Source organism: Actinomadura barringtoniae, assembly GCF_017573505.1.
Taxonomy (GTDB): Bacteria; Actinomycetota; Actinomycetes; order Streptosporangiales; family Streptosporangiaceae; genus Spirillospora; species Spirillospora barringtoniae.
The window spans coordinates 17,628-42,392 of the sequence record NZ_JAGEOJ010000002.1; the positions used below are offsets into that span (position 1 = coordinate 17,628).

At 71.1% G+C, this 24,765-nt stretch carries 24 protein-coding genes; 10 read left to right on the forward strand and 14 right to left on the reverse strand.

Annotated elements, in window-relative coordinates; translation table 11 throughout:
* The first annotated feature begins 7 nt into the window (after window positions 1-7).
* On the forward strand, window positions 8-1,396 hold the full coding sequence (locus tag J4573_RS03985) for an FG-GAP repeat domain-containing protein (protein WP_208253862.1): 1,389 nt from the start codon (window positions 8-10) through the stop codon (window positions 1,394-1,396).
* Between the two features lie 34 nt (window positions 1,397-1,430).
* Here J4573_RS03985 and J4573_RS03990 read toward each other — a convergent pair whose 3' ends face one another.
* From J4573_RS03990 to J4573_RS04005, 4 genes are all read right to left on the reverse strand, one after another.
* The gene (locus tag J4573_RS03990) at window positions 1,431-2,792 is read right to left on the reverse strand and encodes a glutamine synthetase family protein (RefSeq protein WP_208253863.1); all 1,362 of its coding nucleotides are present in this window, start codon (window positions 2,790-2,792) and stop codon (window positions 1,431-1,433) included.
* A 190-nt stretch (window positions 2,793-2,982) separates the two neighbouring features.
* Window positions 2,983-3,738 (reverse strand): amino acid ABC transporter ATP-binding protein, encoded by a 756-nt coding sequence (locus J4573_RS03995; protein WP_208253864.1) that lies wholly within the window; start codon window positions 3,736-3,738, stop codon window positions 2,983-2,985.
* A gap of 192 nt (window positions 3,739-3,930) precedes the next feature.
* Window positions 3,931-4,761 carry an amino acid ABC transporter permease gene (locus tag J4573_RS04000; RefSeq protein ID WP_307796479.1) on the reverse strand — a complete coding sequence of 277 codons (831 nt, stop codon included), beginning with the start codon at window positions 4,759-4,761 and terminating at the stop codon, window positions 3,931-3,933.
* A complete protein-coding gene (locus tag J4573_RS04005; protein ID WP_307796480.1) occupies window positions 4,758-5,576 on the reverse strand; it encodes an ABC transporter substrate-binding protein in 819 nt (272 codons plus the stop codon). Before J4573_RS04005 ends, J4573_RS04000 begins: the two co-directional genes overlap by 4 nt.
* A 122-nt stretch (window positions 5,577-5,698) precedes the next feature.
* Between J4573_RS04005 and J4573_RS04010 the strand changes: the two genes are divergently transcribed.
* On the forward strand, window positions 5,699-6,787 hold the full coding sequence (locus J4573_RS04010; protein WP_208253866.1) for a terpene synthase family protein: 1,089 nt from the start codon (window positions 5,699-5,701) through the stop codon (window positions 6,785-6,787).
* An 8-nt stretch (window positions 6,788-6,795) separates the two neighbouring features.
* Here the strand turns inward: J4573_RS04010 and J4573_RS04015 are convergent, their stop codons facing one another.
* Window positions 6,796-7,752, reverse strand: a complete 957-nt coding sequence (locus J4573_RS04015) for a DUF5937 family protein (protein WP_208253867.1) — start codon at window positions 7,750-7,752, stop codon at window positions 6,796-6,798.
* A 55-nt stretch (window positions 7,753-7,807) separates the two neighbouring features.
* Here J4573_RS04015 and J4573_RS04020 point away from each other — a divergent pair, with 55 nt between their 5' ends.
* Window positions 7,808-9,058: an MDR family MFS transporter gene (locus J4573_RS04020; protein WP_307796481.1), complete on the forward strand. Its 1,251-nt coding sequence runs from the start codon at window positions 7,808-7,810 to the stop codon at window positions 9,056-9,058.
* A gap of 34 nt (window positions 9,059-9,092) precedes the next feature.
* A complete protein-coding gene (locus J4573_RS04025) occupies window positions 9,093-10,889 on the forward strand; it encodes an NAD+ synthase (protein ID WP_208253869.1) in 1,797 nt (598 codons plus the stop codon).
* A gap of 30 nt (window positions 10,890-10,919) precedes the next feature.
* Here J4573_RS04025 and J4573_RS04030 read toward each other — a convergent pair whose 3' ends face one another.
* The 3 genes from J4573_RS04030 to J4573_RS04040 all read right to left on the reverse strand — a co-directional run bounded on the left by J4573_RS04030 (window position 10,920) and on the right by J4573_RS04040 (window position 15,365).
* Window positions 10,920-13,022: a SpoIIE family protein phosphatase gene (locus J4573_RS04030; RefSeq protein WP_208253870.1), complete on the reverse strand. Its 2,103-nt coding sequence runs from the start codon at window positions 13,020-13,022 to the stop codon at window positions 10,920-10,922.
* A gap of 151 nt (window positions 13,023-13,173) precedes the next feature.
* Complete coding sequence (locus J4573_RS04035) at window positions 13,174-13,779, reverse strand: TetR/AcrR family transcriptional regulator (protein WP_208253871.1); 606 nt, start codon at window positions 13,777-13,779, stop codon at window positions 13,174-13,176.
* A 14-nt stretch (window positions 13,780-13,793) separates the two neighbouring features.
* Window positions 13,794-15,365, reverse strand: a complete 1,572-nt coding sequence (locus J4573_RS04040) for an MFS transporter (protein ID WP_307796482.1) — start codon at window positions 15,363-15,365, stop codon at window positions 13,794-13,796.
* A 257-nt stretch (window positions 15,366-15,622) separates the two neighbouring features.
* Here J4573_RS04040 and panB point away from each other — a divergent pair, with 257 nt between their 5' ends.
* Complete coding sequence (gene panB / locus J4573_RS04045; RefSeq protein WP_208253873.1) at window positions 15,623-16,471, forward strand: 3-methyl-2-oxobutanoate hydroxymethyltransferase; 849 nt, start codon at window positions 15,623-15,625, stop codon at window positions 16,469-16,471.
* Window positions 16,472-16,546: 75 nt separating this feature from the next.
* On the opposite strand, the gene J4573_RS04050 is transcribed toward panB, so the two are convergent.
* The 4 genes from J4573_RS04050 to npdG form a co-directional block, all read right to left on the reverse strand.
* Entirely contained in the window at window positions 16,547-17,296 is a 750-nt protein-coding gene (locus J4573_RS04050; protein ID WP_243772466.1) for a hypothetical protein, read from the reverse strand.
* Window positions 17,296-17,586, reverse strand: coding sequence for a hypothetical protein (locus J4573_RS04055; RefSeq protein ID WP_208253874.1), 291 nt, complete (start codon window positions 17,584-17,586; stop codon window positions 17,296-17,298). The genes J4573_RS04050 and J4573_RS04055 overlap by 1 nt, the downstream gene beginning before the upstream one ends.
* 48 nt (window positions 17,587-17,634) lie before the next feature.
* Window positions 17,635-18,726 carry a potassium channel family protein gene (locus J4573_RS04060; RefSeq protein WP_307796483.1) on the reverse strand — a complete coding sequence of 364 codons (1,092 nt, stop codon included), beginning with the start codon at window positions 18,724-18,726 and terminating at the stop codon, window positions 17,635-17,637.
* Window positions 18,727-18,842: 116 nt separating this feature from the next.
* Complete coding sequence (gene npdG / locus J4573_RS04065; RefSeq protein ID WP_208253875.1) at window positions 18,843-19,535, reverse strand: NADPH-dependent F420 reductase; 693 nt, start codon at window positions 19,533-19,535, stop codon at window positions 18,843-18,845.
* A 66-nt stretch (window positions 19,536-19,601) separates the two neighbouring features.
* Between npdG and J4573_RS04070 the strand changes: the two genes are divergently transcribed.
* Window positions 19,602-20,213: a hypothetical protein gene (locus J4573_RS04070; RefSeq protein ID WP_208253876.1), complete on the forward strand. Its 612-nt coding sequence runs from the start codon at window positions 19,602-19,604 to the stop codon at window positions 20,211-20,213.
* Between the two features lie 80 nt (window positions 20,214-20,293).
* Entirely contained in the window at window positions 20,294-21,214 is a 921-nt protein-coding gene (locus J4573_RS04075; RefSeq protein WP_307796484.1) for a cyclase family protein, read from the forward strand.
* Here J4573_RS04075 and J4573_RS04080 read toward each other — a convergent pair.
* Window positions 21,211-21,405, reverse strand: a complete 195-nt coding sequence (locus J4573_RS04080) for a hypothetical protein (protein WP_208253877.1) — start codon at window positions 21,403-21,405, stop codon at window positions 21,211-21,213. The genes J4573_RS04075 and J4573_RS04080 overlap by 4 nt on opposite strands.
* Window positions 21,406-21,473: 68 nt before the next feature.
* On the opposite strand from J4573_RS04080, the gene map reads away from it, so the two are divergent.
* From map to J4573_RS04095, 3 genes are read left to right on the forward strand one after another with little or no spacing between them, the layout of a single operon-like run.
* Window positions 21,474-22,325: a type I methionyl aminopeptidase gene (map, locus tag J4573_RS04085; protein WP_208253878.1), complete on the forward strand. Its 852-nt coding sequence runs from the start codon at window positions 21,474-21,476 to the stop codon at window positions 22,323-22,325.
* Window positions 22,326-22,380: 55 nt separating this feature from the next.
* Window positions 22,381-23,067 carry a ComEA family DNA-binding protein gene (locus J4573_RS04090; RefSeq protein ID WP_208253879.1) on the forward strand — a complete coding sequence of 229 codons (687 nt, stop codon included), beginning with the start codon at window positions 22,381-22,383 and terminating at the stop codon, window positions 23,065-23,067.
* Between the two features lie 19 nt (window positions 23,068-23,086).
* Window positions 23,087-24,109: a DNA polymerase ligase N-terminal domain-containing protein gene (locus tag J4573_RS04095; RefSeq protein ID WP_208253880.1), complete on the forward strand. Its 1,023-nt coding sequence runs from the start codon at window positions 23,087-23,089 to the stop codon at window positions 24,107-24,109.
* Here the strand turns inward: J4573_RS04095 and J4573_RS04100 are convergent.
* Window positions 24,093-24,716 carry an NAD(P)-dependent oxidoreductase gene (locus J4573_RS04100; RefSeq protein WP_208253881.1) on the reverse strand — a complete coding sequence of 208 codons (624 nt, stop codon included), beginning with the start codon at window positions 24,714-24,716 and terminating at the stop codon, window positions 24,093-24,095. The genes J4573_RS04095 and J4573_RS04100 overlap by 17 nt on opposite strands.
* Window positions 24,717-24,765: the final 49 nt, after the last annotated feature.

Consider the following 24,765-nt stretch of genomic DNA (forward strand, 5'->3'; position numbering starts at 1 on the left):
GGGAGACATGAAGAAGAGAACCCTCGGGTCGGCGGCGGCCGCCGCCCTCGCGCTCGGCGGCGTGGCGGCCCTCGCCATCACGCAGAACGGCGGTGCCGGGCAGGCGGCCCAGGTCGCCCAGGTCGCCGCCGTCAAGCCGGCGCACAGGCCCGCGCTGCCCGGCGACTTCAACGGCGACGGACGCCGCGACACCGTGGCGCCCGACATGTCCGCCTTCGTCGACGGCAAGTGGGACGCCGGGCTCATCGCCGTCGTCTACAGCGGCCCCGGCGGTCCCGACCGGCGCAGGCGGCAGGCGATCACCGCGAACAGCCCCGGCGTCCCCGGGACCGTGCGGACGAACGGCTCGTTCGGTCAGGACATCGCTTCGGGCGACTTCGACCGGGACGGCTACGCCGACCTGGTGCTGACCACCGGCACCCGGTCCGCGCCGATCGTCATCGTCTACGGCGGCCCGCGAGGCCTGACCGGCCGCACGGTGACGCTCAAGATCCCCGGCAGGCTCTGGGCCGGCGCGCCCGCCGTGGGCGACTTCGGCGGCAACGGCGCGCTGGACCTGGTCGTCGCGGACGAGAAGGGCTTCTGGACGTTCCGCGACATCGGCAGGAAGGCGGTCAAGGGCACCAGGACCGCGGTGGCGAACAAGGGTTCCGAGTACGCGCCGAAGCCGATCGCGGCCGACTTCAACGGCGACCACCGCACCGACCTGGCGATGATGGTCGGCGTCTATGGCGACGGTGACTACTTCGACTCGTGGGGCGAGTTGCGGCTCGGCACCGCCAAGGGGCTGAGCACCAAGAAGACCAGGTTCGGCAAGGGCTGGCTCGGCCTCGCGGGCGCGGCGGGCGACGTGAACGGTGACGGCCGGGCCGACCTGGTGGTCGACAGCGCGAAATCGGCGGGGATCTCGGTGCTCTACGGCACCGGGACCGGCTTCGGCAGGCGTCAGCAGGTCGGCCGGACGCTGCCCGACGGGATCGGAGCGCTGGCCGTCGGCGACGTCAACGGCGACCGCAAGGCCGACGTCGCCCTCAGCACCGGCGAGGAGAACGCCGACACCGGGCAGGTGCAGCTGCGTTACGGCGCCAAGGGCGGCCTGGCCGCGAACGCGGCTCAGACGTTCTCCCTGGCGACCCCGGGCGTCCCGCACCCTCCCCGCACGGGGAAGGCGTTCGGAGCCGCCCTCACCCTCACCGACCTCACCGGCGAGGGCCTGGGCGATCTCTCGGTGGGCCTGCCCGCCGCCGACAGCGACGGTGTCGGAAGCGTCGTCTTCCTGCACGGCACCCGCAAGGGCGTGACCACCGCCGGTGCCCGCGGCGTCAGCGGAGTGGGCCTCGGCCTCGGCGGCGCGAAGCTCCGCGCCTGGGACCTCGGCGAGACCCTCCTGGACTGACCCCGTTGAGCGGCCGACCCGTTGGGCGCTCCCGTCAGAGGACGGCGATGAGGCGCTTGCGCTCGTACTCGGTGACCTGGCGGCGGAAGTCCTCCCACTCCGCGCGCTTGTTGCGCAGGAAGAAGTCGAAGACGTGCTCGCCGAGGACGTCGGCCATGAGCTCGCTGCGCTCCATGGCGTGGATGGCCTCGTCCAGGTTCTGCGGCAGCGGCTCGATGCCCAGGGCGCGGCGTTCGGCGGGGGTGAGGGCCCACACGTCGTCCTCGGCGCCCGGCGGGAGCTCGTAGCCCTCCTCGATGCCCTTGAGGCCCGCGCCCAGGATCGCCGCGAACGCCAGGTAGGGGTTGGCGGCGGTGTCGAGGGAACGGAACTCGATGCGGGTCGCGTGGCCCTTCTGGGGCTTGTACATCGGCACGCGGATGAGCGCGGAACGGTTGTTGTGGCCCCAGCAGATGTAGGAGGGGGCCTCGCCGCCCGCGGCGGCCGTCGAGCCGACGCCGCCCCACAGGCGCTTGTAGGAGTTCACCCACTGGTTGCAGACCGCGGTGATCTCGGCCGAGTGGCGTAGCACGCCGGCGATGAACGCGCGGCCGACCTTGGAGAGCTGGAACTCGGCGCCCGGCTCGTAGAAGGCGTTGCGGTCGCCCTCGAACAGCGACATGTGGGTGTGCATGCCCGAGCCGGGATGGTCGGTGAACGGCTTCGGCATGAACGAGGCGAACACCCCCTGCTCGAGGGCCACCTCCTTCATGATCAGCCGGAAGGTCATGATGTTGTCGGCGGTGGTGAGCGCGTCGGCGTAGCGCAGGTCGATCTCCTGCTGGCCGGGGGCGCCCTCGTGGTGGCTGAACTCCACCGAGATGCCCATCGCCTCGAGCATCATGATCGCGCTGCGCCGGAAGTCGTGCGCGGCGCTGTGCGGGGTGTGGTCGAAGTAGCCGCCCGAGTCGACCGGCACCGGCTCGCGGCCGTCCTCGGGCCGCTCCTGGAGCAGGAAGAACTCGATCTCGGGGTGGGTGTAGAAGGTGAACCCGAGGTCGGCGGCCCTGGCCAGGGCGCGCTTCAGCACGTAGCGGGGGTCGGCGAAGCTCGGCGTGCCGTCCGGCATCAGGATGTCGCAGAAGATGCGGGCCACGCCCGGGCCCTCCGAGCGCCAGGGCAGCACCTGGAACGTCGAGGGATCGGGCTTGGCGATCATGTCGGCCTCGTACACCCGCGCGAAGCCCTCGATCGCCGAGCCGTCGAAGCCGATGCCCTCGGCGAAGGCGCCCTCGAGCTCGGCCGGGGCGACGGCGACGGACTTCAGGAACCCGAGCACGTCGGTGAACCACAGCCGGATGAAACGGATGTCCCGCTCCTCCAGCGTGCGGAGCACGAACTCCTGCTGACGGTCCAAAGCCTTCTCCCTACACGTTCGCCTTGCCGATGCCATGCCGGCCGTCGATTTACGGGAGTTTCCGCTGGAAGCGACAGGTCCGGCTACCTTGCAGTATGCCCCGGCGCTGTTTCGTGGACGTTACAGGGCCGATACCCGGCCTCCCCGAGGGAAACCGGGCATGCTCGTACGACTGTTCCTACTGGGGTTCCTACTCCTCGCCGACCTTGGCCGGGTTGAGCACGCGGGCCAGGAACGACCTGGTCCGCTCCTGGCTCGGATTCGCGATCACCTGGGACGGCGGGCCCTGCTCGACGACGACCCCGCCGTCCATGAACACCACCCGGTCGGCGACCTCGCGGGCGAAGCTCATCTCGTGGGTGACGACGAGCATGGTCATCCCGTCCACCGCCAGCTTGCGCATGACGGCCAGCACGTCCCCGACCAGCTCGGGGTCCAGGGCCGAGGTCGGCTCGTCGAAGAGCATCACCTCGGGCCCCATCGCCAGCGCCCGCGCGATCGCGACCCGCTGCTGCTGGCCGCCCGACAGCTGCGCCGGGTAGGAGTCGACCTTGTCGGCCAGCCCGACCCGCTTCAGGTTGTCCCGGCCGATCCGCTCGGCCTCGTCCTTGTCCCGCTTCAGCACCTTGCGCTGGGCGATCGTGACGTTCCCCAGCGCGGTGAGGTGCGGGAACAGGTTGAACGACTGGAACACCATCCCGATCCGCCGCCGGGCCGCGTCGATGTCCACGTCCGGGTCGGTGAGCTCGGTCCCGCCGACCCGTACCGTGCCCGAGCTCGGCTCCTCCAGCAGGTTCACGCACCGCAGCAGCGTCGACTTGCCCGACCCGGACGGCCCGATGATGCAGACCACCTCGCCGGGCTCGACCTTGAGATCGATCCCCTTCAGCACCTCCAGGTCGCCGAACGACTTGTGCAGACCTGTGACCTCGACATCGGTGCTCATCGCGCCACCCGCTCGCTTCCGGCGCGCCTCAAGGCGCGCGCTTCCCTCGTCGCAAGCTCCTCAGTCCAGCGCACGCCGCACGCCTCCAGCTCGCTCACAGCGCCACCCGCTCGCTTCCGGCGCGCCTCAAGGCGCGCGCTTCCCTCGTCGCAGGCTCCTCAGTCCAGCGCACGCCGCACGCCTCCAGCTCGCTCATCGCTGGCCCCTCCGCTGCCGTGCCTCCAGGCGCCGGGCCAGGTAGCCCAGCGGGATGGTGATGACCAGGTAGCAGACGCCGGCGACGACGATCGGGGTGGTCGTGCCCTTCTCGTTCGCCAGGTCCTGCCCGAACTTGGCCAGCTCCCGCTGTTGCAGGGAGACGCCGATGAACAGCGCCAGGGACGAGTCCTTGAACAGCAGCACCAGTTCGTTGGTGAGCGGCGGGATCACGATCCGCAGCGCCTGCGGCAGGATGATCGACCGCATCGCCTTGCCCTGCGACATGCCGAGCGTCCGGGCGGCCTCCATCTGGCCGCGCGGCACCGCCTCGATGCCCGCCCGGATGGTCTCGGCCATGTAGGCGGCGGCGACCAGGCCGAGTGCGAGCCCGGCCTGCCCGTACACCCCGCCGGGCAGGTTGGTCCCGGGGAAGGCCAGCGGGACGCCGACGCCGACGAAGATGAAGATCAGCAGCGCCGGGAGGCCGCGGAAGATCTCGATGTAGGCCATCGCGAACCAGCGGTAGGGCAGCACCGACGACAGCCGCATGAGGGCCAGCACCAGCCCGGCGGCCAGGCCCAGCGCGAAACCGGTGACGGTGTAGATCACCGTGTTGCGCAGCCCGACCGTGATGATGTCGGGGAAGAGCTGCTTGATCTGGTGCCAGTCCAGGAAGTTGCGGTGGATGCTGCTCCAGTCGGCCAGCAGCACCAGGACGACGATGACCGCGACGAAGATCGCGTACTCGCCGCCCATGATCAGCCGGCGGCGCTGCCGGCGGGTCATACCGCCGCCGGGCGCCGCCTTGACCTCCTGAGCGGTCACGACTGAGTCTTCGGCATCGGTCCGATCCACTTCTCGTAGATCGTCTTGTACGAGCCGTCCTTCTGGGACTGGTCGATGACCTGGTTGATGATGTCCAGCAGGCCCTTGTTCTTGTCCTTGCGGACCGCGAAGCCGTACTTCTCACCGGTGTTGAAGTTGGCGACCACGGCGTAGGCGGAGTTCGCCGGGTCCTTCAGCCAGCCCGTGACCACCGGGTAGTCCTCGATGATCACATCGACCTTGCCGGTGCGCAGGCCGTTCAGAAGCGCCTGCGAGTCCTTGAAGGAGACCGAGTCGATCTTGTTGTCGTGCGCGTACTCCTCGCCGGTGGTGGAGCTCTGCGAGCCGACCTTCAGCTTCTTGGCCTTCACCTCGTCCAGCGAGGTGAACTGCTGGCCCTTCTTGCCCATGAGCGCCTGGGTGGCGTCGAAGTAGGGCTTGGTGAAGTCGATGAGCTTGGCCCGGTCCGGCTTGATCGTCATGCCGGCCGCGGCGAGGTCGCACTTGCCGGCGTTCAGCGCCGAGCCGGTCTTGATCGTCTCGAACTGGGTGTCCACGACCTTCTGGGTGACGCCGAGCTTCTTGGCCACCAGGTCGATCAGATCGACGTCGAACCCGACGACCTTGCCGCCCTGGATGGACTGGAACGGCGGGTAGGGCAGGTGGGTGCAGGTGGTCAGCTCACCCTTCTTGATGAGCTTGGCACCCTGGACCGTCACGCCGGAGTCGCCGCTGCCGCAGGCCGACGCGGTGAGCGCGAGCGCCGCCAGGCCGGCCGCCGCCAGCGCGAGGCGGCGGGGAGATCGTCCGGACACGTTTCCTCCAAAGTCGATCGAGATCACCGAATCATGCCATGTCAGCGGCGGCTCGGGGAGTCGCCGGGTCCCCCCAAGGGTCATGCCCGTTTCCCCAAAATTGACGTGGCGATCATCGGATCGTGTCCGAATCGATCACTACCGTGATGTTCATCGTGGACGTCTCTCTCCTGCTCTCGCTGACCGACCGGGTCCCCGCCCTGGGGGCGCCGTCGGTGCTGCATCCGGACGCCTGGCCGCTCGGCGAGCGGCTGGAGGCGTGGTCGCGGGCGCGCGGGCTGGTGCTCGGCGACCCGGACACCTCGCCTCTGGGGCGGGCCCGGTTCGAGCGGCTGGCGGCGCGGGTGTTCCCGACCGCCGAACTGGACCGGGTGGAGCTGTTCGCCCGCTGGCTGACCTGGGCGTTCGCGCTGGACGACGCGATCGACGAGGCGCCGCTCGGCACCAGCGCCACCGCCGTGGACGCGCTGTTCGAGGACCTGCTCAAGGCGGTCCGCCGGGGCCACGCCAGGCCCGGCGCGATGCCGCTGGAGGCCACCGGGGTCGAGCTGTGGCGGGCGACCGTGCCCGGGATGAGCCGTGACTGGCGGCGCCGGTTCCTGATGCACCTGGAGGAGCACCGGGCCGGCTGCGCCGAGGAGGCCGTCAACCGGCGGATGGGCCAGGTCCCGGGGCTGGACGACTATCCGGCGCTGCGGCGGCGGGCGGCGGCCCCGTTCCTGTTCGACCTGATCGAACCCGTGCTGGGGGTCGAGCTGCCGCCGAGCCTGCGCGGAACGCCCTCCTGGAAGGCGCTGCTGGAGGGCACGGCGGACGTTCTGGCCTGGTGCAACGACGTGGCCTCGCACGCCCGGGAGTCCGCGCGCGGCGACGTGCACAACCAGGTGACCGTCCTGGCCGAGGCCTACGGCTTCGAGACGCCGCAGGCCGCGGGCTGGGTGATCGACCATGTCGCGCACCGGGTCGGCGACGTTCAGGCCGGGGCGCGGATGATGGGCGACGACCTGGACCGGCTGCGGCTGTCGCCGGAGCAGCGGTCCGCCTCCGCCCGGGTCGTACGGGCGCTGCTGGACGCGCCCCGCGCCCACCTGGACTGGCTCACCGAGTCCGGCCGCTACCGCCCGCCGGGCAGCGATCTGAGCATCGACGGCATGCCGATGCTGGTTCCAGGACAGCGCAAGCGCCTGGACGGCCTGGCCTCACTGCGCTGAGACCAGCTTCACTCCGCTGAGGAGGCGAGGGCGTCGCCGGCCTTGGTCCGTACGTAGAGGACGCGGCGGCCTAGCCGGTGGCCGATGACCAGGCCGTTCGCCCGCAGCACGCCCAGATGCTGGCTGACCGCGCCCGGCGTCACGTTGAGGCGGCGGGCCAGCTCGGTCGTCGAGGTCGGGCTGCTCAGGACGGCCAGCAGCGTGGCCCGGCTGCGGCCGATCAGCGCGGCCAGGGCGTCCGGCGGGGCTGCCGGGGCCGACTCCCAGAGCGTCGCGACGCCGAGCGGCGGGTAGCTGAGCATCGGCTGGTACGGCGGGGCCATCACCGAGACGTTCGGCCAGACAAAGGCGCTCGGCACCAGCAGCAGGCCGCGTCCGCGCAGGTCGCTCCGCAGGTCCCAGCTGCGATCGATGTCCAGCGTGTCCTTGTGCCAGACCACCCCGGGGTGCAGGTCGGCGAAGACCCCCTCGGCGCCCTGCGCCGCCAGGCCACGGGCCCGGCGCAGCACGTCGCCCTCCAGCAGGTCCCTGATCCGTTCCCAGTACGGCTCCAGCGCGGCCGTCCAGAACGCCTCCATCTGCTCGGTCAGCAGGCGCAGGGCGGTCTCGGGACGGTCGGACATCACCGAACGGCCGCTGGCGTGCTCGAAGACCTCCAGCTCCTGCGCCACGACGTCCAGTGGGGTGGCGCGGACCGTCTCCAGCTCCATCGCGAAGTCGGGCAGCGGGGTCTCGGGCGGCGGGGTCAGGAAGTCGGCCACATAGCCCGTCGCCGGGACGCACTGGCGCAGCAGGTCCAGGTCCAGGCCGCGCAGCCGGGGCCGTACGAGATGGACCCAGGGCAGGTGGAGCGCCCGGCTGGAGGGCTCGGCGATGACGCGCAGGGCATGGATCACCTCCCACTGCGGCGAGAAGGCGAAACGCAGCCTCGCCATGTCGTCGGCACCGAACCTGAACTGGATCATTTAGCCCAGGCTAAATGAGTTTCGGCGCCTCGCGACCCGTATGAAGATCGTAAATGTGACCGCTCTGGACGACACCTCCCCCACCACCGCCACCGAGCCGTCCTCCCGCGTCGCCGCGTTCCTGCAGCCCCGGGTCGGCGGCTTCCCCCGCTCGTTCTGGACGCTCTGGGCCGGAACGCTCCTGAACCGCCTCGGCACCATGGTCGAGCCGTTCCTCGGCCTCTACCTGACCACCGCGCGCGGCCTCTCGCTCGGCGAGGCCGGCATCGTGATGGCGATCTTCGGCACCGGCTCGATCGTCGGCCAGCTGATCGGCGGCAGCATGGCCGACCGCATCGGGCGGCGTGCCACGCTGTCGTTCTCCATGGTCGCCACGGGCCTGTCGATGCTCGCGCTCGGCTACGCGCAGAGCGTGCCCGCCGTCGTCGCCGCGGCGGTCGCGCTCGGCCTCACGATCGACATGTACCGGCCCGCCTCGGACGCGATGGTGGCCGACCTGATCTCGCCCGCCGAGCGCCCGCGCGCGTACGGGCTGCTCTTCTGGGCGATCAACCTGGGCTTCACGTTCTCGATGGTGCTGGGCGGCACGCTGGCCCGGCAGGGCTATCTCACGCTGTTCTGGATCGACGCGGTCACCTGCGTGCTCTTCGGCGTCCTGGTGTGGCGGGCGCTGCCCGAGACGCGCCCGGACAAGAGCAAGGACGACGGCGAGCCCGGCGGGTTCAAGGACGTGCTGCGCGACCGGCTGATGGTCGCCTGCACGCTGACCATGCTCGCCTACACGTTCGTGCTCATGCAGTGCATGACGACGATGCCGCTGGCGATGAAGGAGCAGGGCCTCGGTCCGGCCTCGTACGGGGTCGTGATCGCCGTCAACGGCATCGTGATCGTCACTGTGCAGCCGCTGGTCGGCGCGTGGCTGTCGCGGATGAACCACAGCCTGGTGCTGTCGGTCGGCATGGCGGTCGTCGGCGTCGGGTTCGGGATGTTCGCGTTCGCCACCAGCCTGTGGGCATACGCGACGATCGTCCTGATCTGGACGATCGGCGAGATCACCGTCGCGGCGGTGGCCAAGGCCCTGGTCGCCGACCTGGCCCCGCCGCACCTGCGCGGCCGGTACGGGGGCCTGTGGGGCATGGCGTGGTCGGCGGGCTTCCTGCTGGCGCCGCTCGGCGGGACCCGGCTGCTGGAGATCGGCGCGCCCGCGCTCTGGCTGACGTGCGGCGCCCTCGGCCTGGTCGCGGGGCTGTCCCAGTGGATGCTCGCGCCGGCCATCCGGCGCCGCGCCGACTTTTCGTCACATTGACGAAACCCCGGGGTCGTCCTTTACTCTGGTGAACGTGGCTCAACTCCGGATCGCGCTCGCACAGGTGAACTCGACCGTCGGCGACCTCGACGGCAACGGCGACGTCATCGTGGAATGGTCCAGGAGGGCCGCCGAGGCCGGCGCCCACCTGGTCGTCTTCCCCGAGATGATGCTCACCGGCTACCCGGTGGAGGATCTCGCGCTGCGCAAGTCGTTCGTCGAGGCCTCCCAGCGGGCCCTCGAACGCACCGCGCGCCGCCTGGCCGACGAGGGCCTAGGCGACCTGCCCGTCATCGTCGGCTACCTGGACCGCCGCACGGTCAGCCTGGTGCGCGCGGGCCAGCCCGCCGGCTCGCCGCTCGACGCCGCCGCCTGGCTGCACGACGGCAAGGTGCTGATCCGTTCGGCCAAGCACCACCTGCCGAACTACGGCGTCTTCGACGAGTACCGCATCTTCGTGCGCGGCGACCGGCTGCCCGTCGTCCGGGTGCACGGCGTGGACGTCGCCACCGTGATCTGCGAGGACCTCTGGCAGGACGGCGGCCCGGTCAGCGTCACCGAGACCGCCAACGCCGGCCTCCTGCTCTCCCTGAACGCCTCCCCGTACGAGCGCGACAAGGAGGACTTCCGCCTCGGGCTGTGCGCCCAGCGCGCCCGCGAGGCCGGCTGCGCGCTCGCCTACGTCAACATGGTCGGCGGCCAGGACGAGCTGGTCTTCGACGGCGACTCGATCGTCGTCGGCGCCGACGGCTCGCTGCTGGCCCGCGCCCCGCAGTTCACCGAGGAACTACTGATCGCCGACCTGGCGCTCCCGGCCGCCGACCCCGCCCTGGAGCCCGGCCACTTCCCGGTGAACGCCATGGACGGCACCACGATCACCATCGACCGGCAGATCCTCTCCGAGGACCCGGGGCCCGCGTACGACGTTCTGCCGCAGCCCGTCACCGAGCCCCTCGACGATCTCGCCGAGGTCTACGCGGCCCTGGTCCTCGGCACCCGCGACTACGTGCGCAAGAACGGCTTCCGCTCGGTGATCCTCGGCCTGTCCGGCGGCATCGACTCGGCCCTGGTCGCCACGATCGCCTCCGACGCCATCGGCCCCGAGAACGTGCACGCCGTCCTGCTGCCCAGCCGCTACTCCTCCGAGGGCTCGGTCACCGACGCCGAGGACCTGGTGAAGCGCCAGGGCCTGCACTCGCGCATCGTCCCGATCGCCGACATGGTCGAGGCGTTCGAGAAGCACGTGGACCTCACCGGCCTCGCCGCCGAGAACCTCCAGGCCCGCATCCGCGCCAACGTGTGGATGGGCCTGTCCAACGAGTACGGCCACCTGGTCCTCACCGGCGGCAACAAGAGCGAGCTGGCGACCGGCTACTCCACCCTCTACGGCGACTCGGCGGGCGGCTTCGGTCCCATCAAGGACCTGGTGAAGACGATGGTCTGGAACCTGGCCCGCTGGCGCAACACCCAGGTCGGCTCGGACCTGCCGTTCCTGCACCCGTTCGAGCAGGAGCCGATCCCCGAGGTCATCATCACCAAGGAACCCTCGGCGGAGCTGCGCCCCGACCAGCGCGACAGCGATTCCCTCCCGGCCTACGACATCCTCGACCCGCTCCTCATCGACTACGTGGAACGCGACATGGGCCGCGACGCCCTGATCGCCGCCGGCCACGACCCGGCCCTGATCGAACGCGTCATCCGCCTGGTCGACCTCGCCGAGTACAAGCGCCGCCAGTACCCGCCCGGCCCGAAGATCACCCCGAAGAACTTCGGCCGCGACCGCCGGGTCCCCATCACCAACCGCTGGCGCGAACGAGCCACCGAGGACTAGCCGAGCGCTCCGCGCAGCGTCATCGCGAGGTCATTCGCGGTGGTGGTTCTCGCCGGGCCAGACGGCGGTGGGCTCGCGGGGGTCGGGGTCGACACCGGGGACGATCTGCTCGCACCAGACGACCTTGCCTGCGGCGGTGCGGCGGGTGCCCCAGCGGTGCGCGAGCTGGCTGACGACCAGGAGGCCGCGGCCGTTCTCGTCGTCGTCGGCGGCGCGGCGCAGGCGGGGCAGGGCGGCGGAACGGTCGAGGACCTCGCAGATGACGGTGCGTTCGAGGAGGAGGCGCAGCTCGATCGGGCCGGGCGCGTAGCGCAGGGCGTTGGTGATGAGCTCGGAGGCGAGCAGCTCGGTCGTGTAGGAGAGGTCGTCCAGGTCCCACTCGGCGAGCTTGGCGCGGACGAGGCCGCGGGCGCGGCGTACGGCGGCCGGGTCGGCGGGCAGCGTCCAGGAGGCGCACTGTTCCTCGGGGAGGCGGCGCAGCCGGGCGATGAGGACGGCGATGTCGTCGCGGTGCTGGTCGGCGTAGACGCCGGCGAGGGTCGCCTTGGCGAGGTCCTCCATGGGGCGGTCGGCGGTGTCCGCGCCGAAGATGCCGCGCAGGCGGGCCAGGCCGTCGTCGATGTCGCGGCCGCGGTTCTCCACCAGGCCGTCGGTGTAGATGACGAAGACGCTGCCGTCCTCGACGGTGAACTCGCGGCTCTCGATGGTCGTACCGCCGGAGACGCCCAGCGGTGGGGCGGGCGGGACGTCGAGGTAGTCGTTGGTGCCTTCGGGGCCGACCAGCAGGGGTGGGAGGTGGCCCGCGGAGGCCACTTCCAGGGAGCCCGTGGTCGCGTCGTAGACGGCGTAGACGCAGGTGGCGAAGTGGGGTTCCTGTTCGCCCAGCTCGATCATCAGCTCGTGCATGACGTGCAGCGCGTCGGCGGGTGGGAGTTCGAGGTTGGCGAGGGTGTGCAGGGCGGTGCGCAGGCGGCCCATGGTGACGGCGGCGCGCACGCCGTGACCCGCGACGTCGCCGACGATGAGGGCGACGCGGGCGCCGGGCAGCGCGATCGACTCGTACCAGTCACCACCGACCTCGACCAGCTTGCTGCCGGGCAGGTAGCGGTGCCGCACCTCGACCGAGGAGGGCGCGGACAGGCGGTTGGGCAGCAGGCTGCGCTGCAGGGTGAGGGCGGTCGCGCGCTCGCGGCTGAACAGCCGCGCGTTGTCGATGACGATCGCGGCGCGGGAGGCGAACTCCATGCCGATCTCGACGTCGTAGGCGTCGAACTTGCGGAAGCCGGGCACGCGGGTGCAGGCGATGAAGCCGAGCAGGGTGTCCTTGGCGATCAGCGGCAGCAGCACCATCGACACGCCGTTCAGCAGCTTGCCGACCGGGCTGCGCCGCCACTTGGTCGCGATGTCGTCCGCGACCTGGATGTCCACGTGCGGCAGGTGAACGGGGCGGGCGGTGTCGAGCACCTCGCGGTACGGCGTGCCCTCGGGGAACACCAGGACCTCGCCGACCGGGAACGTCGCGGTCCATGCGGGGTTGCCGTCGTCGGAGGTCACCGCGATGCGGCGCAGCACGGCCGAACCGGTCTCGCTGTGCACCTCGTCGGCGGCGACCAGGCTCTCCAGGACGAGCACGGACGCGGTCGTGCAGAAGTGCGGGACGATCACGTCGACCAGTCCCTTGGCGGTCTGGTCGAGGTCGAGCGAGGCGCCGAAGCGGGCCAGCGGATCGTCCATCAGCGCGCGTCTCATCAGCGCGGGGTCCTGATAGCGCTCGCTCGGCGGCAGCGCGACGCGCACGAACAGCAGCGCGACGGGGGTGTCGGCCGCCTCGCCGCCGACCAGCGGCTGCGCGGTCACCACCGCGTCGTCGGTCGTGTCGTCACCGCGCCGCACGCTGAGCACGGCGCGGCGTTCCTGGCCGCCCGCGACAGCCTCCAGCAGGCCCTCGAGATCGGCCTTGGAGTCGTCGTCGACGAGCGCCGACGCGGACCTGCCGATGAGATCGCCAGGCGCACGGCCGAGCACCGCCTCGGCATTCGGCCCGCACTGCACGATCTGTCCGGCGCCGTCGATACCGAGGACGAGCGTGCGCGACGCCGAGTCGGCGGCGGTCGCTTCGCCCCGCGGCGCCATGATGGATGTCACCTCACGCGCTCCAGACAGCCGATCGTTCCAACCGGTCCCCTCGCGCCAGTATGGAGCATGAAGCGGGATTGAGGGGAGAAGATCACCCCTACCACGCCGAAAACGGGGCTCGTTCGCCGCCTCCCCGTTATTCGGCGTGTCATCCGGCGTCGGTGGCGATCCCGCGCAGGAGCACCTCGACGACCGTGTCGGGGTAGTCGGCGGGCAGCTCGTCCTGCGGGGTCTTGGTGCTCATCGAGCCGGTCAGCATCGCGATCGCCACCTCCAGGTCGAGGTCGGCGCGCACCTCGCCGCGCTCGACGCCGCGGCGCAGCACCTCGCGCATGATCTCGCGGCGCGGCTCGATGACGTGCTCGCGGTAGCGCGCGTACAGCTCGGGATGCTTCTCCGCGCTGCCGACGACGTTCCAGAAGCACTTGGCGTGCTGGCGGTGCCGTTCCGAACGCATCGACCGGGCGATGGCCAGCAGGTCCTCGCGCACCGACTCGCCCGCGGGCCGCGTCAGCGGCGCCTTGACCGAGGCCAGCGCGTCGACGATCAGCGCCTCCTTGTTGGACCAGCGCCGGTAGATCGTGGTCTTGCCGGCCCCGGCACGGGCGGCCACCGCCTCGATCGACACGCCGGCCACCCCGGACTCCTCGGCGAGCAGGTCGAGGGTGGCCTCGATGATGGCCTTCTCGGCCTTCTCGCTGCGCGGACGCCCAGGCGACCGGGTGCCGCCTGGGCGTTGCGTCGTCTCAGTCATGGCTGCTCACGCTTTCACACCTCGGCGGGAGTGCGCTCGTCCTGCGGCACGGGAACGGCCGTCTCGCCCGCGGGATCCACGCTACGCCCCGGCATCCACTTCAGAACCACCATGGCGCCGAGGAACGCGATGGCGGCGGCGGCGATCGCGGCTGCGTGCATGCCGTTCATGAAGCCCTGGTTCGCGTGGTCGACCAGCGTCTGGCCCGCCGGGCCGAGGGCCTTGCCCACGTGGTTGCCGCCTTCGACGGACTGGCCGGCGGCGTCGCGCGCACCGGCCGGCAGCGACATCACGTCGTTCTTCACGCCGTCGCGGTAGAACGAGGCGACGACCGAACCGAGGACCGCGACGCCGAGCGCGACCGCGACCTGGCGTGCGGTGTTGTTGATGGCCGAGCCCGCGCCCGCCTTCTCGCGGGGAAGCGCCGACATGACCGACTCGGTCGCGGGCGGCATGACGTTGGCCATGCCGGTGCCCTGGATGAAGAAGATGACGCCGAGCACCCACAGCGGGCTGTCCACGTTCACGAACTGGTAGAGCACCAGCGCGAGGGTGACCAGGAGCAGGCCGACGGTGCAGACGGCCTTGGCGCCGAAGCGGCGCACCATGCCCGCGCTGCGGGTGGAGAAGATGAGCTGCGCCGCCGCGAACGGCAGCACCATCGCGCCGGACTCCAGCGGGCTGAGGCCGCGCACCGACTGCATGTAGAAGTTGGTGAAGAAGAACACCCCGGCTGCGGCGAAGAAGCACAGCGCGATGGAGGCGACGGCCGCCGACATCCGCGGGTCGCGGAACAGCCGTACGTCGAACGCGGGGTGCTCGGTGCGCGCCTCGTGCCAGACGAACAGCGCCAGCACCATGAAGCCCGCGGCGATCGGCCCGAGGACCGCCGGCGACAGCCAGTCGCCCTTGTCGCCGCCCTGGATGATGCCGTACGAGAGGACGACCAGGCCGACGATCGACAGCAGCACCCCGGCCGGGTCCAGGCCGCCGTGCTGCGGGTTGCGCGACTCGGGGACCAGGAACGCCATGAGCGCGAGGCCGACCGCGATGACCGGCACGTTGATCAGGAAGACCGAGCCCCACCAGAAGTGCTGCAGCAGCAGGCCGCCGGTGAGGGGGCCGATGGCGACGCCGAGGCCGACCGCGCCGGCCCAGATGCCGATCGCGCGGCCGCGCTCCTGCGGCTCGAAGACGTTGGTGATGATGGACAGCGTCTGCGGCATGATCGCGGCGCCGCCGAGGCCCATCAGCGCGCGGGCCCAGATGAGCTGTTCGGGGCTCTGGGCGTAGGCCGAGGCCAGCGAGGCGATCGCGAACAGCACCATGCCGCCCATGAGCACTCGCCTGCGCCCGAACCTGTCGCCGAGGACGCCGAAAGTAAAGAGAAGCCCCGCGAAGACCAGCGTGTAGGAGTTGATCGACCACTCGAGCTGGCTCTGCGTGGCGCCGAGCCCCTTGTCGGGGTCGGCGATGGTCTTCAGCGCGACGTTCAGGATGGTGTTGTCGAGCACCACGACGAGCAGGCTGAAGGTCAGCACGCCGAGGATGTACCAGCGTCGCCGCTGGATTGCCTGTTGATCCACTGCACTCCCCCGGAACCCCCGGGCCCTCGTACGGGCGGCCGGGAAGAACCTGCGATACGGATTCGTTTCGTAATGAAGGTACGCCCGAATTCTGCGATACGCAACCGTATCGTTTCGAAATGCCATGGCCGGTGGAGTGATCTACGGCACCCGGGTCCACAGGGGAATCCGATGGGCTATCGCAATCGTTGTGTCTATGGCATCGTCGATGCAGTCCGGGTACGCCGCAGTGGCGCCTCGAGACGTGGAGGTTTGCCGTGTCTTCTTCTGTTTCCCCTGCTCAGCCGACCGCGCTCTACGGCGGCAAGAGCAACAGGCGAGTCACCGTACGCGACATCGCCGCCGCCAAGGAACGCCACGAGAAGTGGCCCATGCTGACCGCCTACGACGCCCTCACCGCGCGGGTGTTCGACGAGGCCGGGATCCCCGTGCTGCTCGTCGGCGACTCCGCCGCGATGGTCGTCTACGGCTACGACTCGACGATCCCGGTGACCGTCGACGACCTCATCCCGCTGACCGCCGCGGTCGTCCGCGGCTCCCAGCGCGCGATGGTGGTCGCCGACCTGCCGTTCGGCTCCTACCAGGCCAGCGTCACCGAGGGCCTGGCCACCGCCACCCGCTTCCTCAAGGAGACCGGCGCGCACGCCGTGAAGCTCGAGGGCGGCCGGCGCGTGCTGCCGCAGGCCGAGGCGATGGTCGCCGCCGGCATCCCGGTGATGGGCCACCTCGGCCTCACCCCGCAGTCGGTGAACGTCTTCGGCGGCTACCGCGTGCAGGGCCGCGGCCAGGCGGGCGACGAGCTCATGGCCGACGCCAAGGCGCTGGAGGCCGCGGGCGCGTTCTCGGTCGTGCTCGAATGCGTCCCCGAGGACCTGGCCGCCAAGGTCACCGCCTCGCTGTCGATCCCGACCATCGGCATCGGCGCGGGCCCCGACACCGACGCGCAGGTGCTCGTCTGGCAGGACATGGCGGGCCTCACGCCGCACACCGCCAAGTTCGTCAAGAAGTTCGCCGACATGCAGACCGTGCTCGGCGACGCCGCTCGCGAGTACGCCGACGAGGTCGTGGGCGGGGCCTTCCCGGCCCAGGAGCACACCTACCACTGACCCACCAACACGCCGATCTTGCTCTCAGCGCCCCTTACCGCACCGAAACGGGGCGCTGAGAGCAAGATCGGCGTTTTATGTGCCGTCGGGGCGGGAGCGGGCGTGCTCCACGCGGGCACCGCCGTCGCCGTTCACCTCGTTCGGCGGCTCGCGCCGCGGCTCGGGGATCGGGATCGCCGGGGTCGTCCGGATCTCCTCCCCCAGCGCCTTCACGGCCTCGCCGACCACGTCGGGACCGGCCACGTTGATCAGCAGCAGCCCGAGGTTCAGCGCCTTCTGCCGGTCGGTCATGTCGTCGCCGCTGCCCGCCAGCGCGTCGACGGCGGTGCGCAGGTCCGCCTGCACCTCGGCCGACACGTTGGCGAGCAGCCCGAGGCAGTACGTCGGCAGAGCGAGGCGGGCCTTGGCGAACGAGATGTCCCGCATGATCTCGCTGGCCTCCTGCGCCCGGATCCGCGCCTGCATCCGGTCCACGCCGCGGTCGGCGGCCGACAGCAGCGAAGTCAGCAGCGTGCTCGGGCCGACCGCGACGTCCTCGTCGCCGACCCGCACCGTGAACACGGCACTGCGGAAGATCATCATGGAGCCGAGGCTGGCGGCCAGCACCTGGGTGGCGGCCGCGGTCGCCGCCGACTTCACCCCGAACTCCCAGTGGAAGGTGTGGAGCAGGAACAGCGAACCCGCCGCCGCGCCCCCGTTGATGAGAACGTACGCCCAGGTGCTCGGGACGCGCACCAGCTTGGCCGGGTGATCGCGGTAACGGCTGATGAGCTCGGCGACGCCGACCAGGCAGCTCAGCAGCACCGCGACGACGTATCCGATCATCAGGTCCGCCGGACCACCTCGTCGACCTCGCGTTCGACCGTGACCAGGCCGCGGTCGCGCAGCGCCTCGACGGCGTCGGCGACCTCCAGCAGGCCGAGGCCGGTCGCGTGGTGGATCTGCTCGACCGAGCGCGGGCCGCCGTCCAGCTGGTTCAGCACGCGGCGGCAGTCGTCGGGCAGACCGGCCAGGTCCCTGCGCTCAGGCTCGATGTGCGGGTTGCCCGGGCCGCCGCCCCGTCCCGAGGTCGTGAGGAACGTGCTCCACGGGTCCGCCGAGCGGCTCTGCCTCATGTCCCACCTGCCCTGTCGAATTCAGATGATACGACGCGGGGCGGGACGTTACCGTTCCTGCGGCTCCACAGTCTCGTCGTCGTCACGGGAGCCGTGGAAGCCGTGGGAGTCGTGAGCGTCGTTGTGGCGGGACTTCACGACCACGAGCCGGTCCCCCGCCCGCAACCGCGCGCACTGCTCGTCGTCGTAGGGCAGCGTCCGGCCGTCGCGGACGACGGCGAGCACGGGTTCGGGGACGGCGCGGATCGGCTCGCCGGCCTCCTCGGGGCGGATCGCCCGTTCGGCCAGGTCCAGGCCGGTGCCCTGCTCGATCAGGTCCTCGATGACCTCGCTGACGTGCGGCTGGGTCGCCGAGACGCCGAGCAGGCGCCCGGCCGCCTCGGAGGAGGTGACGACGTGGTCGGCGCCGCTCTGCCGCAGCAGCTGGAGGTTCTCCGACTCGCGCGCGGAGGCCTGGATGCCCGCCGTGGCGTTCAGGTGCCGCGCGGAGAGGGTGACGAGCACGGCGGTGTCGTCGCGGGGGGTCGCCACCACGACCTCCCTGGCGCGGTGCACGGCCGCCTGCCGCAGAACCGAGTTGCGGGTCGCGTCGCCGACGACCCCGGCGAACCCCGCCTCGGCGGCCTCGGCGACGACCCGCGGGTCGGGGTCGACCACGACGATCGCGTCGCGTTCGACGCCGCCGGCCAGCAGGGTCTTGATGGCGCTACGGCCCTTCGTGCCGTAGCCGACCACCACGATGTGATCGCGCACCCGGGTCCTCCAACGCGACAGCCGCCAGTCCTGCCGGGTGCGCTCCGCGAGCACCTCGAGGGTCGTGCCGACGAGGACGATCAGGAACAGCACCCGTACGGGCGTGATGAAGATGGTGTTGACCAGCCGGGCGGACGGGCTCACCGGCGCGATGTCGCCGTAGCCGGTCGTCGAGATGGTCACCGTGGAGTAGTAGAAGCAGTCGAGCAGGCTCAGCGGGCCGCCCGCCGAGTCCTTGTAGCCGTCGCGGTCGAAGTAGACGGCGAAGACCACGGCGAGCAGCAGCGCCGCGGCGAACCCCAGCCGGTAGAGCACCGAGCGCAACGGCCCGATCTTGGGTGAGGGCAGCAGCACGCGCGCCCGCCGCGGATCCACCCCCGTCCTCACGATCACCCACCGTACGCGTCACCGCGTGCCCGGCGGCGGATCCACGCCGAACGGCCGCGATCACACACCGCGGCCGTTTCACGCGTCGGCCCTGCCGTCACACGCAGAAGCCGCGATCACACGTCGGTGATGCGGAGGCCCGCGTGCGCCTTGTAGCGGCGGTTGATGGAGATCAGGTTGGCGGTGAACGCCTCGACCTGGTGCGCGTTGCGCAGGCGGCCGCCGTAGATGCCGCGCATGCCGGGGATGCGGGCGGCGAGGCCGCGCACGAGGTCGGTCGCGTCGCGGTCGTCGCCGAGCACCAGGACGTCCAGTTCCATCTCGTCGACCTCGGGGTCGAGCAGCAGCTTGGCCGAGACGTGGTGGAACGCGGCGACGACGCGGCTCTCGGTGAGCACGGCGGCGGCCTGCTGGGCGGCGCTGCCCTCCTCGACCGGCAGCGGGAAGGCGCCCTGCTTGTCGAAGCCCATCGGGTTCACGCAGTCGACGACGATCTTCCCGGCCAGCTCGGCGCGCAGCGACTCCAGCGTGGCCTTGTGGCCGTCCCACGGGACCGCGACGATCACGACGTCGGCCTCGCTCGCGGCGGCGTGGTTCTCCGCGCCGCGGACCGGCAGGCCCTCCCCCAGCGCGTCGGCGGCCTGCTGGGCGCGCTCGGCCTTGCGGGAGCCGATGATGACCTCGTGGCCCGCCAGCGCGAAGCGGCGCGCCAGGCCGCCGCCCTGGTCGCCGGTGCCGCCGAGGATGCCGATCTTCAGCCCGGTCACGTCCGGCAGGTCGTGGGGAGTCTTCTGCTGCTCCTGAGTCATGCTCTTGAGTTTGCCAGGTAAGGCCGAACGGGATTCCGCTGCCCTCCCCGATGCCCGTGCGGCACCATGGGTCTGGTGGACGCCGACCAGGTGACGATGCTGCGAGAAGTACTGGCCGCAACCGGCTGGCTGGAGCGGACCGGCGAGTTCGGGCGGGCGCTGCGGGCCAGCGCGCGGACGCCGGGCGGACTGCTCCTGGTGGGCACCCCGGCCGAGGACCCCTGGCATCTGGCCGCCCATCTGGACGACGAGAGCCGGCTGGCCTCGCTCCCTGGCCTGGCCCCGACGCTGGTCCGCTGGAAGCCGCCGGAGGACGCGCCGCCGCACCTGCGGATCGGCCTGGACCGGCTGGAGGCGGCGCGGCGCGGCGAGACGCTGTTCGTGGTCGCCGAGGAGGCCGCGCCCGATCCCCTGCTGGAACGGGTGGACGACGCCCGCCGCACCGGCGCGGTCATCCTGGCGCTCGAGGGCGGCGACAAGGAGTTGCAGGGGCTGGCGCACGAGGCCCTGACCGTGCCCGCCGCCGAGCCGCTGGTCTCGTTCGACGGCGCCCAGCACCTGGTCAGCATGGCCGCGGGCGACCAGCAGGAGCGGGTCAAACGCGGCGGGCTGCGCACCCGGCTGGCCCGGCTGCTGGACACGATCAGCGGGCCGGGACCCGACCGCGACGCCCCCTAAGACCGACGAAGTCGGCCCGGGGGGCGTGGGGGGTCGCCCCCCCTCGGGCAAAAACTGACCAACCTGGAAAAATGCCCGATATGAGCACATCTGAGGACTATCGGGTCCAGTTCGACGCCGAGCTGACGTTCCGTAACGGCGGCGGCCTGCGGGTCCAGGAGTTCCGGCTGGACATCCCCGGCGACGACATCTCCGACGAGGACCTCGGCGCCCTGCTCGTCCGCCACCTGGGCCTGCTCATGGTCGACAAGGTCGCGATCTCCGGCAAGACCTTGCTGCGTGAGCCCCACAAGGGGTCGCGCGGCGTCGCCCGGAGCACCGCCGGGAGCGAGGCCGCCGAACGGCGCGTGATCGACCTGAGCCACGTCCTGCGGGACGGGATCATCACCACCCCGGGGCTGCCCGGCCCGGAGATCGGCGACCACCTGCGGCGCGAGGACAGCGCGGGCAGTTACGCGCCCGGGACCAGCTTCCAGTTCGACCGGATCTCGATGATCTCGGGCACCGGCACCTACGTGGACAGCCCCAACCACCGCTTCGCCGAGGGCGCCGACGTCGCGGGCCTGCCGCTGGCGCGCCTGGCCGACCTGGACGGACTCGTCGTGCGCGTCACCGACGGCCGCCGGCCGGTCGACCGGAACGCGCTGCTCCCCTACGACGTGCGCGGCCGGGCCGTCCTCATCCAGACGGGCTGGGACCGGCACTGGAACACCCCGGACTACGCCTCGGGCGAGCACCCGTTCGTCACCCTGGACGGCGCCGCGTGGCTGGCCGCCGAGGGGGCCGTGCTGGTCGGCATCGACACGATCAACATCGACGACACCACCGACCCCGACCGCCCCGCCCACACCACGCTGCTGGCCGCCGGCATCCCCATCGTCGAGCACCTGACCGGCCTGGCCCAGCTTCCCCCCGACGGCTTCCGCTTCCACGCCGCGCCGCCCGCCGCCGAGGGCATGTCGTCGTTCACCGTCCGCGCCTACGCGGTGGTGAGCTCCTAGTCGCCGTCGAAGGCCTCGTCCTGCTTCTTCCAGGCCTCGTTGCGCTCGCGGGCCGTCGCCAGGGCGCCGGCGGCCTCCGCCTCGCTCCGGTACGGCCCCATGCGGTCCTTGTTCGGGCAGCCGGCGCCGTGCTCCACCTTCATGTGGCGGAGACAGAACCACCAGTCGCCGTCGTTGTCCAGATCGCTCATCGAAATCCTCCGATCTTGGTCATGCCTTCGGATTCGTGCCCCGAACCGCCTGACTACACTCCAGGTATATGACGACCCAACTACTCCGGCCCGGCCACGTCTCGCCCATGCGCAAGGTTCCCGCCCACATTCCGCGCCCGGAGTACGTCGGCAAGAAGCGTCCCAAGACCGGTGAGCCGGACGTCAAGACGCCCGAGATCATCGAGAAGATGCGGGTGGCCGGCAGGATCGGCGCGCAGGCGCTGGAGGAGGTCGGCAAGAGCATCAGGCCCGGGATCACCACCGACGAGCTGGACGTGATCGGGCACGAGTTCCTGCTCGACCACAACGCCTACCCCTCCACGCTGGGCTATCGCGGCTTCCCCAAGTCGCTCTGCACCTCGATCAACGAGGTGATCTGCCACGGCATCCCCGACGACACCGTGGTGCGGGACGGGGACATCATCAACATCGACATCACCGCGTTCATCGACGGCGTGCACGGCGACACCGACGCCACCTACCTGTGCGGTGACGTGGACGAGGAGTCGCGGCTGCTGGTGGAGCGCACCCGCGAGGCCATGATGCGCGGCATCAAGGCGGTCGCCCCCGGCCGCGCGCTGAACGTGATCGGCCGCGTGATCGAGTCGTACGCCAAGCGCTTCGGCTACGGCGTGGTCCGCGACTTCACCGGCCACGGGATCGGCACCACGTTCCACTCCGGCCTGGTCGTGCCGCACTACGACGACCCCTCCGCCACCACGATCATGCAGCCCGGGATGACGTTCACGATCGAGCCGATGCTGACGCTGGGAAGCTTCGACTACGACATGTGGAACGACGGCTGGACGGTCGTCACCAAGGACCGCAAGCGGACCGCGCAGTTCGAGCACACGCTGCTGGTGACCGAGGACGGCCACGAGATCCTGACCCTGCCATGACACCTGCCTGACCGAGTGTCCACATAACCCATACCGGCTCGGGAGATCACCTCCGATGAACGCCCCAGCGCCGTACGAACCGCGGGTCCCCTCCGACAGCATGCCGCCCGGCCGCGCGGCGCTGAGCGTCACCTGGGCCGCGCTGCCCTTCCTGAGCCTGGGGTACGCGACGCCCTTCACCTTCGCGGCGGCGGCGCTGTGGCGGCGCAGCGCGCATCTGGTGCTGGCCTCGCTCGCCTACATCGGGATCTTCACCCTGCTGCTGGTGCTGCTGCCCGACATCGACCAGCCGAGCACCCGCCGGGCCATCGGCATCCTGACGTTCGTGCTGGCGGTGGTGGGCTGCGGGCACGCCTTCCTGATCCGGCGCCGGGTGTTCGACCCCGACGGGCTGTCGGGCGTGGACAACGACGCGGTGATCGAACGCGTCCGGCGGCAGCGCCTGCTGCGCGACAAGGCGCGCAAGCTCGCCGCCGGCGATCCGGGCCTGGCCCGCGAGCTGCGCATCGGCCGCCCCGACCTGCCCCGGCAGTACAAGGACGGCGGCCTGATCGACGTCAACCACGCGCCCGCCGAGGCGCTCACGCTGCTGCCGGGGATCACCCCGGCGCTGGCCGTCAAGATCGAGCGGGTCCGCGCCGAGACCGGCGGGTTCGTGTCGGCCGAGGAGATGTCGGCCGTGGTCGGGCTGCCGCCCGCGCTGACCTCCGACGTGGCCGACTACGCCGTGTTCCTCCCCTGATCGGGGTAGGTGACAGGGTGTGGCCGCACCGAAGAAGGACGCCTCGAAGAAGGACGACAAGCTCGCCGACTACCGGCGCAAGCGCGACGCCGCCAAGACCCCCGAGCCCGTCCCGCCGGACCAGGCGCTCCCCAAGGGCGACGACGACACGTTCGTGATCCAGGAGCACCACGCGCGCAGCCTGCACTGGGATCTGCGGCTGGAACGCGACGGCGTGCTGGTCTCCTGGGCCGTTCCGAAGGGCATCCCGCCCGACCCCAAGGTCAACCACCTGGCCGTGCACACCGAGGACCACCCGCTGGAGTACGCCGCGTTCGAGGGCGACATCCCGCAGGGCGAGTACGGCGGCGGGACGATGCACATCTGGGATCGCGGCACGTACGAGACCGAGAAGTGGTCCGACCGCGAGGTCATGATCGTCATGCACGGCAGCCGGGTCTCGGGCAAGTACGTGCTGTTCAAGACGCGCGGCAAGAACTGGATGATCCACCGGATGGACCCGCCCGCCGATCCCGGCTTCGAGCCGCTCCCCGGCAAGCTCCAGGCGATGCGACCGGCCCAGAACAAGAGGCTCCCCCGCGACCAGGACGCCTACGGCTTCGAGTTCGCGTGGGGCGGCCGCCGGCTGCTGGCCTACATCGAGGGCGGCCGTACGCGCTGGACCGACGGCCGGGCCCGTGCCGTCGACGGGCCCGCGGGCATCGGCCCCAAGCTGGGCGAGTCGATGGGCGCCCGCCCCGTCCTGCTGGACGGCGAGCTCGCCCAGGTGGAGGGCCGCGAGACCTATCTGATCTTCGACCTGCTCCACCTGGACGGGCACCCGCTGCTGGACGAGCCCTACGAGGAACGCCGCCGGCGCCTGGACGAGCTGAAGGCCAACGGTCCCCGCTGGCAGACGACGCCCTGGTTCCCGGGCGATGGCGAAGCGGTCCGCGACGCCGCCCACGCCCAGGGCCTCGACTACCTGGCCAAGCGGCTGGACTCCCCGTACGAGCCGGGCGCCGAGAGCGACGCCTGGCGCCTGATCAGTAGGCGACGGTGATCCGGCGCCCGATCGCGGCGCCGTTCTCCAGCTCGTCCACGAGCGCGACGGAGTAGTCCTCGGCGCTGATCTGGCTCCTGCCCTTGGCGTCGAGGAGCAGCTGGTCGCCGCCCAGCCGGAACGTGCCGGTGCGCTCGCCCGGCTCGATCACCCCGGCCGGCGAGACGTACGTCCAGTCCAGGTCGCCGGCCTCCTTACGGATCACTTCGAGCAGCTCGGCCTGGGCCAGCGACTCGGCCTTGTAGATCTCCGGGAAGTGCGGGTCGTCCACGTGCCGTACGCCGGGCGCGGTCTCCAGGCTGCCCGCGCCCCCGACCACGATGAGGCGGCGCACCCCGGCCCGCCGCAGCCCGTCCAGGACGGCCCGCCCGGCGGCCAGCAGCGGCCCCTCGGCCTCCGAGCCGTCCCGCGGCGGCGCGATCGCCAGTACGACGGCATCGACGCCTTTGGCCAGGTCGGCGACGCGCGCCGCGTCCCCGGCGTCCAGGCTCTCGGTCCCCTCCTTGCCGCTCCGGGTCGTTCCGACGACCTCGTGCCCGCGTGCCCGTGCCTCGGCCGCGACCCGGCTTCCGATCATGCCGGTGGATCCGATCAGCAGCAGCTTCATGGTTCTGACCTCCAAGAACGTGTCCTCGCGATGGACAGTATCCGTTGGA

Excerpts from the sequence above, each read along its gene's own strand:
- J4573_RS03985 (WP_208253862.1), top strand. The coding sequence starts at position 8 with ATGAAGAAGAGAACCCTCGGGTCGGCGGCGGCCGCCGCCCTCGCGCTC.
- J4573_RS03995 (WP_208253864.1), bottom strand. The coding sequence starts at position 3,738 with ATGAGCACCGATGTCGAGGTCACAGGTCTGCACAAGTCGTTCGGCGAC.
- J4573_RS04015 (WP_208253867.1), bottom strand. The coding sequence starts at position 7,752 with ATGATCCAGTTCAGGTTCGGTGCCGACGACATGGCGAGGCTGCGTTTC.
- J4573_RS04030 (WP_208253870.1), bottom strand. The coding sequence starts at position 13,022 with ATGGCGCCGCGGGGCGAAGCGACCGCCGCCGACTCGGCGTCGCGCACG.
- J4573_RS04035 (WP_208253871.1), bottom strand. The coding sequence starts at position 13,779 with ATGACTGAGACGACGCAACGCCCAGGCGGCACCCGGTCGCCTGGGCGT.
- J4573_RS04050 (WP_243772466.1), bottom strand. The coding sequence starts at position 17,296 with ATGATCGGATACGTCGTCGCGGTGCTGCTGAGCTGCCTGGTCGGCGTC.
- J4573_RS04055 (WP_208253874.1), bottom strand. The coding sequence starts at position 17,586 with ATGAGGCAGAGCCGCTCGGCGGACCCGTGGAGCACGTTCCTCACGACC.
- npdG (WP_208253875.1), bottom strand. The coding sequence starts at position 19,535 with ATGACTCAGGAGCAGCAGAAGACTCCCCACGACCTGCCGGACGTGACC.
- J4573_RS04070 (WP_208253876.1), top strand. The coding sequence starts at position 19,602 with ATGGGTCTGGTGGACGCCGACCAGGTGACGATGCTGCGAGAAGTACTG.
- J4573_RS04075 (WP_307796484.1), top strand. The coding sequence starts at position 20,294 with ATGAGCACATCTGAGGACTATCGGGTCCAGTTCGACGCCGAGCTGACG.
- J4573_RS04080 (WP_208253877.1), bottom strand. The coding sequence starts at position 21,405 with ATGAGCGATCTGGACAACGACGGCGACTGGTGGTTCTGTCTCCGCCAC.
- map (WP_208253878.1), top strand. The coding sequence starts at position 21,474 with ATGACGACCCAACTACTCCGGCCCGGCCACGTCTCGCCCATGCGCAAG.
- J4573_RS04090 (WP_208253879.1), top strand. The coding sequence starts at position 22,381 with ATGAACGCCCCAGCGCCGTACGAACCGCGGGTCCCCTCCGACAGCATG.
- J4573_RS04100 (WP_208253881.1), bottom strand. The coding sequence starts at position 24,716 with ATGAAGCTGCTGCTGATCGGATCCACCGGCATGATCGGAAGCCGGGTC.